Below are 13685 nucleotides of genomic sequence, written 5' to 3'. Positions count from 1 at the left end.
GGTGATAATCGGTGTCAGCCTTAAAGCCGGAAGTTATAAAAAAATGGCTTTTTATAAGCCTGTAAATATTGGACGCTTCATTCTAGTCATGCCTCCTGGCCTGAGCAAGCGACACGACACCTAGAGTGCCTCTCGCCAGGCGTAGATCAATTCGAGTGCCTGGCGTGGCGTAAGGGTATCCGGGTCCAGGCCGGCCAGGGCATCGATCAGCGGGTGGGGTGCGCTGGCAAAAAGGTCGCTTTGCATCGGCCTCACTGCGTCGGCCTGCCGGCCTTCCTCAAAGCGGCTGGTCTGGTCGACTTCCTGCTGTTCGAGCTGGGCCAGCTTGTCGCGTGCCCGGGCAATGACGGACTGGGGCACACCGGCCAACTGCGCCACCTGCAGGCCGTAGCTCTGATTGGCGGGGCCCTCTTCCACCCGGTGCATGAAGACGATGCCGTCGCGATGCTCAGCGGCAGTGAGATGCACGTTGGCCACCCCTTCGGCCTGGTCGGCCAGGGCGGTCATCTCGAAGTAGTGGGTGGCGAACAGGGTAAAGGCACGCGTACGGGTCAGGTGCTCGGCGCTGGCCCAGGCCAGCGAAAGCCCGTCGAAGGTGCTGGTGCCGCGGCCGATCTCGTCCATCAGTACCAGGCTGTGGTCGCTGGCGTTGTGCAGGATGCTGGCGGTCTCGGTCATCTCCACCATGAAGGTGGAGCGCCCGCCGGCCAGGTCGTCCGACGAGCCGATGCGAGTGAAGATGCGGTCCACCGGGCCGATGCAGGCCTCATCGGCCGGCACGAAGCTGCCGGTATGGGCAAGCAGCGTGATCAGTGCCGCCTGGCGCATGTAGGTCGATTTACCGCCCATGTTGGGGCCGGTGATGACCAGCATGCGGCGCTGCTCGTCCAGTACCAGATCGTTGGGAACGAAGGGGGTGTCGCTGACGTGCTCCACTACCGGGTGTCGGCCACCGCGGATCTCGATGCCCGGCGCCTCGGCGAGCCTGGGGCGCGAGAAACCGAGCGCCTGGGCGCGCTCGGCAAAGGCTCCCAATACATCCAGTGCCGCGAGTGCCCGCCCGGTGCCCTGCAGGGCACCAAGCTCGGCGTTGAGCGAGTCGAGCAGGCCGTCGTAGAGCAGCTTCTCTCGAGCCAGGGCGCGGGACTTTGCCGACAGGGCCTTGTCCTCGAACTCCTTGAGCTCGGGAATGATGAAACGCTCGGCGTTCTTCAGCGTCTGGCGGCGCACATAGTCGACCGGCGCCTCGCGGGCCTGGGCGCGGGGAATCTCGATGTAATAGCCGTGCACCCGGTTGTAGCCCACCTTCAGCCCGGACAGACCGGTGCGCTCGCGTTCGCGGGCCTCCAACTGCAGCAGGTAGTCGCCGGCATGCTCGGCCAGGCCGCGATAGTCGTCGAGTTCGGCGTCGAAGCCCTCGCGGATCACACCGCCGTCTCGGATCACCACCGGCGGGTTGTCGACCAGGCCCCGGGCGAGCATGTCGGCCAGCTCGGGATAGGGACGAATATGGTGGGCCAGTTCGTCCAGCGCGGTGCCTTCGCTGTAATCCTGCAGTTCGCCCTGGAGCTCCGGCAGGGCGAGCAGGGCGTCGCGCAGGCGGGCCAGATCCCGCGGCCGGGCGCTATACAGTGCCACCCGCGCCAGGATGCGCTCCACATCGCCGATCGCCTTGAGCAGCTCGCGCAGGGCAACGTAGCCCTCTTGCTCCAGCAGCAGGGCAACCGCGGCCTGGCGTCCCTGCACCTGGCTGCGGTCGCGCAGCGGGCGGTTGAGCCAGCGCTTGAGCAGCCGCGAGCCCATGGCCGTGGCGGTGGTGTCGAGCACGCTGGCCAGCGTGTTGTCGCCGCTGCCGCCGAGATTGATGTCGATTTCGAGATTGCGCCGGCTGGCGGCGTCGATCACTACGGCGTCGTCGCGGTTTTCCACGCCCACGGCGGTAACGTGAGGCAGGCGCGAGCGCTGGGTGTCGCGGGCGTACTCGATCAGCACCCCGGCGGCGGTGAGCGCAGCCTCGAGGTGAGCGCAGCCGAAGCCACGCAGATCCTGTACCTGGAACTGGTCGCACAGCAGGCGCGTGGCCGATTCGAGATCGAACAGCCAGTCGCTCTGGCGGCGCAGGCCGGGGCGCGTCTCGAGGGCGGGCGGCAGCGACAGGCTCTCGGCGATGAGCAGCTCGGCGGGATCGAGGCGCTGCAGTTCGGCCAGCATGTCGCTCTCGCCTTCGACTTCCAGCACGCTGAAACGGCCGCTGGAGAGCTCCAGCCAGGCGATGCCCCAGCAGTCGCCGGCCGGATGCACGGCGACCAGCAGATTGTCGCGGCGGGCATCGAGCAGCGCCTCGTCGTAGAGCGTGCCTGGGGTGACGATGCGTACCACCCTGCGCTCCACCGGCCCCTTGCTGGTCGCCGGGTCGCCGACCTGCTCGCAGATCGCTACCGACTCGCCGGCCTTGACCAGTCGCGCCAGGTAGCCCTCGGCGCTGTGGTAGGGCACGCCGGCCATGGGAATCGGCTTGCCGGCCGACTGGCCGCGCTGAGTCAGGGTGATGTCGAGCAGGGCGGCGGCGCGCTTGGCGTCGTCGAAGAACAGCTCGTAGAAGTCGCCCATCCGGTAGAACAGCAGCACGTCGGGGTGCTCGCGCTTGATCTTCAGGAACTGGGCCATCATCGGGGTATGGGCCGGGGGGGCCGTCTTGACCGCGTCGTTCATGCGTTCTCGGCTGGCTCGTCGATTGTCTGGGGCATGGAAAAGGACAAGGTTAGCATGAGCAGTGGATGCTAGACATGCTGCGTGGAGCGGCCCGAGGTCGATGCCCTGCTCAGCGCGCGGCGGATGCGCTATGGTAGCGGGCAGCCCAAGGACCAAACGGCGGCGCTGGCCGCCGTCCCCCTCGAACCAGGAGCGATACGATGCCTCATAGTGCCTCCAGCCTGGCCAACCTCGACCTCGCCACCCTCGCCGAGCGGCTGGGGCGGCGCTGTCGCGAACGTGGCGTCAATGTGACCTCCGCCGAGTCGTGTACCGGCGGCGGGGTAGCCAGTGCCATTACCTCGGTAGCCGGCAGCTCGGACTATTTCGAGACCGGCTACGTGACCTACTCCAATGCCGCCAAGGCCCGACTGCTGGGCGTGCCCGAGGCGCTGCTCGCCCAGCACGGTGCGGTCAGTCGTGAGGTGGTCGAGGCCATGGTGGCCGGTGCTTGCCGCGACAGCGGGGCCAGGCTTGGCGTGGCGATCAGCGGCGTGGCTGGCCCGGGCGGCGGTACGCCGGAGAAGCCGGTGGGCACCGTGTGGCTGGCCTGGGGCAGCGAGCAGGAGCAACGGTCCGAGCGCTTCCAGTTTCCCGGCGATCGCCGGGCGGTGCGCGAACGGGCGGTGCGCGAGGCCATCGTCGGCCTGATTCGCTACCTGGAAGCCGACTAGCTGACAGGATTCATCGAGTGGCTAGTCGCGCGGCTTTTTTTTCGTCATACTACTGTCCAACCATACAGTGTCCAGGCGAGCTCCCCTCGGCAGCCCGCCATCCATCATGCACCTGCAAGCGTCTGCAAGTTCTGCGAGGAGAGCCTCATGGCACAGGATGAGAACCGTTCCAAGGCATTGAATGCCGCCCTTTCCCAGATCGAGCGCCAGTTCGGCAAGGGCACCGTGATGCGCCTGGGCGATGCGCCGCGGGTCGTGATGCCGTCGGTTTCCACCGGCTCACTCGGGCTCGACATCGCCCTGGGTATCGGTGGCCTGCCTTATGGCCGCGTGGTAGAGATCTTCGGCCCGGAGTCTTCGGGCAAGACCACCCTGACCCTGTCGGTCATCGCCCAGGCCCAGCGCCAGGGCAAGACCTGTGCCTTCATCGACGCCGAGCACGCCCTCGATCCCAGCTATGCCGAAAAACTTGGCGTCAATCTCGACGACCTGCTGGTGTCGCAGCCGGACACCGGCGAGCAGGCACTGGAGATCTGCGACATGCTGGTGCGCTCCGGCGGCGTCGACGTGATCATCATCGACTCCGTGGCGGCGCTGACGCCGCGAGCCGAGATCGAGGGCGAGATGGGCGACTCCCACGTCGGCCTGCAGGCGCGCCTGATGTCCCAGGCGCTGCGCAAGATCACCGGCCACATCAAGAACGCCAACTGCATGGTGGTGTTCATCAACCAGATCCGCATGAAGATCGGCGTGATGTTCGGCAGCCCCGAGACCACCACCGGCGGCAACGCGCTGAAGTTCTACGCCAGCGTGCGCCTGGACATCCGCCGTACCGGCTCGGTCAAGCAGGGCGACGAGGTAGTCGGCAACGAGACCCGGGTCAAGGTGGTGAAGAACAAGGTCGCGCCGCCGTTTCGCCAGGCCGAGTTCCAGATCCTCTACGGCAAGGGCATCTACCATGCCGGCGAGGTGGTCGACCTCGGTGTGCAATGCAGCCTGGTCGACAAGGCGGGGGCCTGGTACAGCTACAAGGGCAACAAGATCGGCCAGGGCAAGGCCAATGCCGCGCAGTTCCTCGAGGATAACCCCGCAGTGATGGAAGAGATCGAGAGCCAGATCCGCGCCCAACTGCTGGTCACGGCCGCACCCAAGGAAGAGGAAGCCGAGGAGCCGGTCACCGCCGAGCGCGAGGACGACCTGCTCTAAGCCATGTCGATCCGGTCCGCAAGCGAGCGAGCGTCGTCCCCGCGGGACGACGCCATCCGCCTGCTGGCTCGGCGCGAGTATTCCCGTACCGAGCTGGCGCAGCGGCTGGCGGCACGGTCCCATTCTCCCGAGGACATCGGCGGCTGTCTCGATGCACTGGCGGCCGAAGGGCTGCAGTCCGATGCCCGCTTCGCCGAGAGCTTCCTGCGCTCACGGGTGATGCGCGGACAGGGCCCGGCGAAGGTGCGTGCCGAGCTCGCACGGCGAGGTATCGAGCGCGAGCTGGTGACCGCAACGCTGGCCGAGGCGGAGCGGGAGGGTGAGGTCGATTGGTTCGAGCTTGCCGCCGTGACCCTGGCCCGACGCTTTTCCCCTCCCGGCGACTCCCCCCGTGAACGCGCCCGCTGCGAACGCTTCCTGGCGGCTCGTGGCTTCGACTTCGACCAGGTCCGTCATGCCCTAGAGCGGCTTGGCGCCGCCGAATGAGCCCGGGCAATTGGGCGTCTCCCCTTTAGTCGCTTGACAACTGCGTTATAATGCCTCCCTTTGCGAACGCCCTTGGTGGCGCTCCTGACACGCCAAGGCGTGCGAATTCGGCCACGCGAAACGCTGCCGGGCGCGCCTGCCCGTCGGGTGACCCCGCTCATCGCCACGGATATGCCATGAAAAGCGCAGACATCAGACAGGCCTTCCTGAGTTACTTCGAAGAGCACGGCCACACTATCGTTCCGTCGAGCTCCCTGGTGCCGGGCAACGACCCGACGCTGCTGTTCACCAATGCCGGCATGGTGCCGTTCAAGGATGTCTTCCTCGGCCGCGACCCGCGCCCCTATGTGCGGGCCACCTCGGCCCAGCGCTGCGTGCGCGCCGGCGGCAAGCACAACGACCTGGACAATGTCGGCTATACCGCGCGCCACCACACCTTCTTCGAGATGCTGGGCAACTTCAGCTTCGGCGATTACTTCAAGCGCGACGCCATCCGCTTCGCCTGGGAGTTTCTCACCCAGCGCCTGGGGCTGCCTGCCGAGAAGCTCTGGGTCACGGTCCACATCAGCGATGACGAAGCGGAAAAGATCTGGAAGGAAGAGATTGGCGTCGACCCGGCGCGCTTCTCCAAGCTCGACGAGGACAACTTCTGGCAGATGGGCGACACCGGCCCCTGCGGCCCCAGCTCGGAAATCTTCTACGACCACGGCCCCGACGTGTGGGGCGGCCCTCCCGGCAGCCCTGAAGAGGACGGCGACCGCTACATCGAGATCTGGAACCTGGTGTTCATGCAGTTCGACCGCGACGCGGCCGGCAACCTGAATCCGCTGCCCAAGCCCTCCATCGATACCGGCATGGGACTCGAGCGTGTCGCCGCGGTGCTGCAGGGTGTGCACTCCAACTACGAGATCGACCTGTTCCAGAACCTGCTCGAGGCGGCGGCACAGCGTACCGGCCATGCCGACACTCGCCACCCCTCGCTGCGGGTGATCGCCGACCATATCCGCTCCTGCGCCTTCCTGATCGCCGACGGGGTGCTGCCCTCCAATGAGGGCCGCGGCTATGTACTGCGCCGTATCATCCGCCGTGCCATCCGTCATGGGCACAAGCTGGGCGCCAAGGATAATTTCTTCCACCGGCTGGTGGGTGCGCTGGACGTCGAGATGGGCGATGCTTATCCGGAGCTGCGCGAGGCGCGTCACCAGATCGAGCGGGTGCTGCTCAAGGAAGAGGAGCAGTTCGCCCGTACCCTGGAGCACGGCATGGGGCTGCTCGAGGAGGCGCTGGCCGAGCTCGATGGCGAGGTACTTCCGGGTGAAACCGTGTTCAAGCTCTACGACACTTATGGCTTTCCCTTCGATCTCACTGCCGACGTCTGCCGCGAGCGCGGCGTGACCCTCGATGAAGTCGGCTTCAAGCGTGCGCTCGAGGCACAGCGCGAGCGGGCTCGGGCCGCCAGCCAGTTTGGCGCCGACTACCATGCCGCACTGGAGCTCGAGGGCGAGACCGCCTTCACCGGCTATGACCAGCTCGAGGATCGCGCCACGGTCATGGCCATCGTCGACCGCGAGGGCAACGCCCTGGCGGCGCTCGAGCCAGAGCAGCGCGGCATCGTGGTGCTCGATCGCACCCCCTTCTACGGCGAGTCGGGCGGTCAGGTGGGCGACACCGGCTACCTGCACGTGGAGGGCGGCCGCTTCCTGGTCACCGATACCCAGAAGCAGGGCGGGCACCACCTTCACCATGGCGTGCTGCTCGAGGGCAGCCTCGCCGTGGGCGCCGAGGTGCGACCTCAGGTCAACGCCGAGCTGCGTGGCGCCACCATCCGCAACCACTCCGCCACCCACCTGATGCACAAGGCACTGCGCATGGTGCTGGGCGACCACGTACAGCAGAAGGGCTCGTTGGTCACCCCCGAGCGGCTGCGCTTCGACTTCAGCCACTTCGAGGCGATGACGCAGGAACAGCTTGCCGAGGTGGAGCGTCTGGTCAACGAGCAGATCCTGGCCAACGCGCCGACCCGCATCGAGCAGATGACCCTCGAGCAGGCCAAGGCCAGGGGGGCGGCAGCGCTGTTCGAGGCCAAGTACGCCGACAGCGTGCGGGTGCTGACCATCGGCGCCGACGACTTCTCCATCGAGCTGTGCGGCGGGACTCACGTGGCGCGCAGTGGCGATATCGGTTGTTTCCATATCGTCAGCGAGCAGGGCATCGCGTCAGGGGTGCGCCGCATCGAGGCGATTACCGGCGAGGGTGCGCTGGCCCATTTCCGCGAGCAGGAAGCGCGACTGGTGCGCATCGGCGAGCGGCTCAAGGCCAAGCCGGAGCAGGTCGAGGAGCGCGTCGAGTCGCTGGTCGAGCGCAACCGCGGCCTGGAGAAGGAGCTCGAGCGGCTCAAGGCCAAGCTGGCCAGCGCCGCCGGCAGCGACATGCTCAGCCAGGCCAGTGAGGTTGCCGGCGTGAAGGTGCTGGCCACGCGCCTGGAGGGCGTCTCGGCCAAGGAGCTGAGGGGCGTGCTCGACCAGCTCAAGAACAAGCTGGGGTCGGGTATCGTAGTGCTCGGCGTGGCGGACAAGGAGGCCGGCAAGGTGAGTCTCATCGCCGGGGTCACCGACGACCTGACCGCCAGGGTCAAGGCAGGGGAGCTGGTCAATCACGTGGCGTCCCAGGTGGGCGGCAAGGGCGGCGGTCGCGCCGATATGGCTCAGGCCGGGGGTAGCGACGTCGCCGCCCTGCCGGAAGCACTGCAGAGCGTTGCAGGCTGGGTCGAGCAGCGGCTCCAGTAACAGGGTTTCGGGCCGAGCCGTCGTGCTTCGGCCTTTGCTCTTGGACGACTTTCACTCATCCGGGCGCATTGCGCTCGACAAGCGAGGGAAAACCGTAGATGGCACTTTACGTACAGAAATTCGGTGGTACCTCGGTGGGCTCCGTAGAGCGCATCAAGGCCGTTGCCGAGAAGGTCAAGGGGTTTCGCGACAACGGCCATCAGGTCGTGGTCGTGGTCTCCGCGATGAGCGGTGAAACCAACCGGCTGATCGGCATGGCCAACGAGATCAACGACGAGCCCACGCCGCGGGAGATGGACATGCTGGTCTCCACCGGCGAGCAGGTGACCATCTCGCTGCTGGCGCTTGCCCTGCACAAGCTGGGGGTGCCGGCCACCTCCTATACCGGCTCCCAGGTGGGCATCCTTACCGACAGCTCCCACACCAAGGCGCGAATCCAGCGTATCGAAACCGATGAGATGCGCGAGGATCTCGATGACGGCAAGGTGGTCGTCGTGGCCGGCTTTCAGGGCGTCGACGAGGAGGGCAACATCACCACCCTCGGCCGCGGCGGCTCCGACACCACCGGCGTGGCGCTGGCGGCGGCGCTGGGCGCCGACGAGTGCCAGATCTACACCGACGTGGATGGCGTCTACACCACCGATCCACGGGTCTGCTCCAAGGCGCAGCGTCTCGACACCATCACCGTCGAGGAGATGCTCGAGCTGGCGAGCCTTGGCTCCAAGGTGCTGCAGATCCGCTCGGTGGAGTTTGCCGGCAAGTACAATGTCCCGCTGCGCGTGCTGTCCAGTTTCCAGGATGGCCCCGGCACCCTGATCGTTGCTGAATCCGACCAAGACGAGGACTCCATGGAAGAACCGCTGATCTCCGGTATCGCCTTTACTGCCAACGAGGCCAAGCTGACCCTGCTCAACACCCCGGACGTGCCGGGCGTGGCCTCGCGCATCCTGGGCCCGATTGCCGATGCCAACATCGAAGTCGACATGATCGTGCAGAACGTGGCGCCGGCCGGCGATTACACCGATTTCACCTTCACCGTGGCCAAGGGCGATTACAAGAAGACCCTGAAGATCCTCGAGGAGCAGGTGATTCCCGACCTGGGCGGCGGTGAGGTCAACGGCGACGACAATATCGCCAAGGTCTCCCTGGTGGGTGTGGGCATGCGCTCGCATGCCGGCGTGGCCTCCAAGATGTTCCGTGTGCTCGCCGACGAAAACATCAACATCCGCATGGTCTCCACCTCCGAGATCAAGATTTCGGTGGTGATCGACGAGAAGCAGATGGAGCTTGCGGTCCGTGCCCTGCATACCGCTTTCGGACTCGACAAGAGCGATATCGAAAGCGAATAAGAAACTATAACGAAAAAACAACAGGTACGGACGACTGAACGAACTGCATCTTCTACGCTAGGGGAAGTCTGCTGCGATGAGCTGCTCGGCTTCCCTTCAACGCACTCATGATGTCATGGTTGGGTTGGTGGTGATGGTGCACAGTGGCAATTGTGTTACATAATGAAAGCAACTTTGCGTCGATGGGATCGACGCGCATCCCGTTGCAAGTCGTCTGAGAAGGAGATCAGTCATGCTCATCCTGACCCGCCGTGTCGGTGAAACGCTGATGATAGGTGATGACATCACCGTGACCGTCCTTGGCGTCAAGGGCAACCAGGTTCGTATCGGCGTAAATGCCCCGAAGGATGTCGCCGTACATCGCGAGGAAATCTACCAGCGTATCCAGCGCGAGAAGTCTGAGGAGGGAGGTGGCGGCTCGGCATCCTGAGCGAGTGTGACTTTCCTTGAGTACAGCGAAACAAATATCTGAATACGCTGGACAAAGGGGTAGGGAAGCGATAGGATATGCGCCGTGTCGTTGAGGGAGAGGTGGCCGAGTGGCTGAAGGCGCTCCCCTGCTAAGGGAGTATGGGGTTTATAGCCCCATCGAGGGTTCGAATCCCTCCCTCTCCGCCATGCGACATGGTATTGCTGTACAAGGTATGATCGAGCGCCCGTAGCTCAGCTGGATAGAGTACCTGACTACGAATCAGGTGGTCGGAGGTTCGAATCCTCCCGGGCGCGCCAAGCAGTACGGTTAATCGATCATCGCAGGTGGTTCGGCCGCGTGGCAGTTCGCATCGACTTCTGCAGTGGTATCCAATAAAGCAGGATCCCGGATCTTGCCCTTAGCGCCCGTAGCTCAGCTGGATAGAGTACCTGACTACGAATCAGGTGGTCGGAGGTTCGAATCCTCCCGGGCGCGCCAGATTTCGACCCGTCCTCCCTCGAGGGCGGGTCTTCTGCTTTCTGCCCTGTGTATGTCGGCGTAGGGTGTGTCTCGACTAGCCGGGCCGGTAGCCACTGCCGTCGGCCTTGCGATCGTTTGGGTGTCCTCGCGTGACGAAGGACACCCTTTTTTCACTAGCGCAACCCCTTTATCGCCAGTGCTTACCACTCCTGCTTTACGAATCGCATGCGCGCAGGCCTGCCCGGGGGATTACGCTGGGGTGGGCTCACTCCCGTGCGCCGTGGTCTCGAGAGCGGTTTCGCGCTCGTCATTCAGGCCTGCCAGCAGCGTATCGAGCTCGTTGATGCGCTTCAGCGCTTGAAAGCGCCTCTCGGCTTCAGCGTTCCGTTTTCTCATATGGTTCAGCCACTGCTTGATCAGAGAGGTGACAAGTCGCCCCGAAAGTGTGGTACGTTGCAATGCAGCAAAGTCGCTGAGGATGGCAGCACGCACTCGCCAGGGTGTGGGAGGCAGGTGTTCGCCGGTATTCAGCCAGTGGCGGATGCGATGGGCCAGCAGGGGATCGGCTAGCGCGCCGCGACCGAGCATCACATCGCGGCAGCCGGACAAGGTGCGGGCCTTCCAGTAGTCCTCCAGGCACCAGATATCGCCATTGGCTACCACGGGAATGTTCAGGTGGCGACGAATACGGCCGATCCATTCCCAGTGCGCGGGTGGCCGGTAGCCTTCGTCCCGGGTGCGTGCATGTACTACCAGCTGGCTGGCGCCGCCATCCTCCGCAGCCTTGGCGCAGTCGAGCGCGAGGCGACGGTGCGAGAAGCCCAGGCGGATCTTGGCCGTGACCTTGGTTTCGCTGCCCACGGCCTTGTGTACCGCTGACACGGCGGCATGCACGCGGCGTGGGTCGCGCAACAGCGAAGCACCGCCGTCGTGGCGGTTGACCAGCTTGGCCGGGCAGCCGAAATTGAGGTCGATGACGCCGGCTCCAAGCGCTGCCGCCTGCTCGGCGTTAACGGCCAGGGCTGCCGGGTCGCTGCCCAGCAGTTGGAGCGTGACCGGCACGCCGGAAGGGGTAATCATCCGCCCGTGTAGCTCGGGGCAGTGGCGGTAATAGACCCGCGGTGGCAGGCGTGCATCGACGACCCGCACGAACTCCGTCACCGTCCAGTCGAAGCCCGGTCGGCGTGTCAGCAGATCGCGGGTATGGGCGTCGATCACGCCCTCCATTGGGGCGAGCCCGACCTTTCCTTGTAGTAAAGCAACAACGCTGGCTTCCACCATAGGGTGCTTGCATTCTATCTGGATTGTGGCAGTTTATATGGCCGACTTTTTAACGCTTGGCGGCATGTTTGCAGCAATTCGTAAGCATGTCGTGAAGAATTGGGGGAAGATCGCATGCAGGATCCACAATTGCTAATCGACGGTTTGGGCCTGATGGGCGTAGGCATGGGGATCGTTTTTGTTTTTCTTACCATGCTTGTGCTTTCCACCACCCTCATGTCGATGCTGGTACGCCGCCTGGCGCCGGCTCCTGCTCCCGCTTCCTCCGCCCCCGCGCCGACCTCGACTTCCTCTGACAAGGCCGATGACGCCGAAACTCTGGCCGTCATCAGCGCCGCCATTCAACGCTATCGTCGCCGCCATCGCCAATGACGCCCGGCGGCGGGGCCAATACTACTACACAACACGCTATTCACGGGGTCATAGTCATGAGTGAGACCAAACGCCCGCTGGGCATCACCGACGTGGTACTGCGCGACGCCCACCAGTCTCTGTTCGCCACCCGCATGCGGCTCGACGACATGCTGCCGATTGCCGAGAAGCTCGACCGCGTCGGCTTCTGGTCGCTGGAGTCCTGGGGCGGGGCTACCTTCGACGCCTGTATCCGCTACCTCGGAGAAGATCCGTGGGAGCGGATACGGGCGTTGAAAGAGGCCATGCCCAACACCCCCCAGCAGATGCTGCTGCGCGGGCAGAATCTGCTGGGTTATCGCCACTACGCCGACGACGTGGTCGACCGCTTCGTGGAGCGCGCCAAGACCAATGGCGTTGACGTGTTCCGCGTATTCGACGCGATGAATGATCCGCGCAACCTGGAGCGCTCCATCCAGGCCGTACGCAAGGTGGGTGGCCACGCCCAGGGCACGATCTCCTACACCGTCAGTCCCGTGCATACCCTGGACAGCTGGGTCGAGCTGGCCGAGACCATTGCCGACATGGGGGCCGACTCGTTGGCAATCAAGGACATGGCCGGCCTGCTGACCCCCTACGATGCCTTCGAGCTCGTCACGCGGCTGAAGAAGGCGCTGTCGATTCCGATCCACATGCAGTGCCACGCCACCACCGGTATGTCCACTTCCACCATCCTCAAGGCCGTGGAAGCCGGTATCGACAACGTCGACACCGCCATCTCCTCCATGTCGATGACCTATGGTCACAGCCCCACCGAATCGGTGGTGGCGATCCTCAAGGGCACGCCGCGTGACACCAACCTCGACTTGGAGTTGCTGGAGGACATCGCCAGCTACTTTCGCGAGGTGCGCAAGAAGTACGCGGCCTTCGAGGGCTCGCTCAAGGGCATCGATTCGCGCATCCTGGTGGCCCAGGTGCCCGGCGGCATGCTCACCAACATGGAGAGCCAGCTCAAGGAGCAGGGCGCCGGCGACAAGCTCGACGACGTGCTGGCCGAGATCCCCCGGGTTCGCGAGGACCTGGGCTTCATCCCGCTGGTCACGCCCACCTCGCAGATCGTCGGCACCCAGGCGGTGATGAACGTGATGATGGGCGAGCGCTACAAGTCGATCTCCAAGGAGGTTCAGGCGCTGCTCAAGGGCGAGTATGGTGCTGCGCCGGCGCCCTTCAACAAGGAGCTGCAGAATCGCGTGCTGGAGGGCGGCGAGCCGATCACCTGTCGTCCCGCGGATCTGCTCGAAGCCGAAATGGACCGGCTCGCCGCCGAGCTCAAGGAGAAGGCCAAGGCCGACGGCATTCGCCTCGCCGAAGGTGAGCGCGAGATCGACGACGTGCTGACCTATGCGCTGTTCCCGCAGATCGGGCTGAAGTTCCTCAAGAACCGTGACAATCCCGACGCCTTCGAGCCGGTGCCCCAGGCGCCTGGGAAGGAGAGCGCCAGTGCCAACCTGCCGGTCTCTGCCAGGAAGAGCGAGGCCAAGGCCCCCGCGGTACCTACCGGCCCCGAGACCTACACCGTCAAGGTCAACGGCAAGCAGTACGTGGTAGAGGTCGCCGAGGGTGGCGAAATCGGTGCCGTGCAGGGGCAGGGTGGCCAGGCGGCCGCCCCCGCCGCCGAGAGTGTGCCGGCCGCCACTGGCGAGACGATCACCGCACCGCTGGCCGGCAACATCTTCAAGGTCAATGTGCGCCCAGGCGACACGGTCGAGGAGGGGGACGTCGTGATCATCCTCGAGGCCATGAAGATGGAGACCGAGGTGCGCGCCGCCAGCGGTGGGACTGTCTCCGAGGTCAGGGTCAGCGAAGGCGATAGCGTCGCCGTTGGCGATACGCTGATCGTACTCTAAGG

At 64.9% G+C, this 13685-nt stretch carries 10 protein-coding genes and 3 tRNA genes; 11 read left to right on the top strand and 2 right to left on the bottom strand.

The window, feature by feature from the left end:
• Nucleotides 1-120: 120 nt before the first annotated feature.
• Nucleotides 121-2712 (bottom strand): DNA mismatch repair protein MutS, encoded by a 2592-nt coding sequence (gene mutS / locus H1D44_RS04120; RefSeq protein ID WP_181513589.1) that lies wholly within the window; start codon nucleotides 2710-2712, stop codon nucleotides 121-123.
• A gap of 200 nt (nucleotides 2713-2912) precedes the next feature.
• Here mutS and H1D44_RS04115 point away from each other — a divergent pair, with 200 nt between their 5' ends.
• The 9 genes from H1D44_RS04115 (at nucleotide 2913) to H1D44_RS04075 (ending at nucleotide 10162) form a co-directional block, all read left to right on the top strand.
• The gene (locus tag H1D44_RS04115) at nucleotides 2913-3425 is read left to right on the top strand and encodes a CinA family protein (protein ID WP_181513588.1); all 513 of its coding nucleotides are present in this window, start codon (nucleotides 2913-2915) and stop codon (nucleotides 3423-3425) included.
• Between the two features lie 147 nt (nucleotides 3426-3572).
• The gene (gene recA, locus H1D44_RS04110) at nucleotides 3573-4631 is read left to right on the top strand and encodes a recombinase RecA (RefSeq protein WP_181513587.1); all 1059 of its coding nucleotides are present in this window, start codon (nucleotides 3573-3575) and stop codon (nucleotides 4629-4631) included.
• Nucleotides 4632-4634: 3 nt separating this feature from the next.
• Nucleotides 4635-5117, top strand: coding sequence for a regulatory protein RecX (locus H1D44_RS04105; protein WP_181513586.1), 483 nt, complete (start codon nucleotides 4635-4637; stop codon nucleotides 5115-5117).
• A 176-nt stretch (nucleotides 5118-5293) separates the two neighbouring features.
• Nucleotides 5294-7903, top strand: coding sequence for an alanine--tRNA ligase (gene alaS / locus H1D44_RS04100; protein ID WP_181513585.1), 2610 nt, complete (start codon nucleotides 5294-5296; stop codon nucleotides 7901-7903).
• Nucleotides 7904-8001: 98 nt separating this feature from the next.
• Entirely contained in the window at nucleotides 8002-9252 is a 1251-nt protein-coding gene (locus H1D44_RS04095; RefSeq protein WP_181513584.1) for an aspartate kinase, read from the top strand.
• 232 nt (nucleotides 9253-9484) lie between these two features.
• A complete protein-coding gene (gene csrA, locus H1D44_RS04090; protein ID WP_181513583.1) occupies nucleotides 9485-9682 on the top strand; it encodes a carbon storage regulator CsrA in 198 nt (65 codons plus the stop codon).
• A gap of 95 nt (nucleotides 9683-9777) precedes the next feature.
• Nucleotides 9778-9870: transfer RNA gene (locus H1D44_RS04085), tRNA-Ser, on the top strand.
• Nucleotides 9871-9904: 34 nt separating this feature from the next.
• Nucleotides 9905-9981, top strand: a tRNA-Arg gene (locus H1D44_RS04080).
• Nucleotides 9982-10085: 104 nt separating this feature from the next.
• Nucleotides 10086-10162: transfer RNA gene (locus H1D44_RS04075), tRNA-Arg, on the top strand.
• Between the two features lie 231 nt (nucleotides 10163-10393).
• Here the strand turns inward: H1D44_RS04075 and H1D44_RS04070 are convergent.
• Complete coding sequence (locus H1D44_RS04070; protein WP_181513582.1) at nucleotides 10394-11371, bottom strand: tRNA dihydrouridine synthase; 978 nt, start codon at nucleotides 11369-11371, stop codon at nucleotides 10394-10396.
• 168 nt (nucleotides 11372-11539) lie between these two features.
• Here H1D44_RS04070 and H1D44_RS04065 point away from each other — a divergent pair, with 168 nt between their 5' ends.
• Nucleotides 11540-11797 carry an OadG family protein gene (locus H1D44_RS04065; protein WP_181513581.1) on the top strand — a complete coding sequence of 86 codons (258 nt, stop codon included), beginning with the start codon at nucleotides 11540-11542 and terminating at the stop codon, nucleotides 11795-11797.
• Between the two features lie 56 nt (nucleotides 11798-11853).
• A complete protein-coding gene (gene oadA / locus H1D44_RS04060) occupies nucleotides 11854-13683 on the top strand; it encodes a sodium-extruding oxaloacetate decarboxylase subunit alpha (protein WP_181513580.1) in 1830 nt (609 codons plus the stop codon).
• The last annotated feature ends 2 nt before the right edge of the window (nucleotides 13684-13685 follow it).

The sequence above is a fragment of the Billgrantia kenyensis genome, assembly GCF_013697085.1.
Taxonomy (GTDB): Bacteria; Pseudomonadota; Gammaproteobacteria; order Pseudomonadales; family Halomonadaceae; genus Halomonas; species Halomonas kenyensis.
This window is presented reverse-complemented; position numbering and strand designations above follow the sequence as displayed.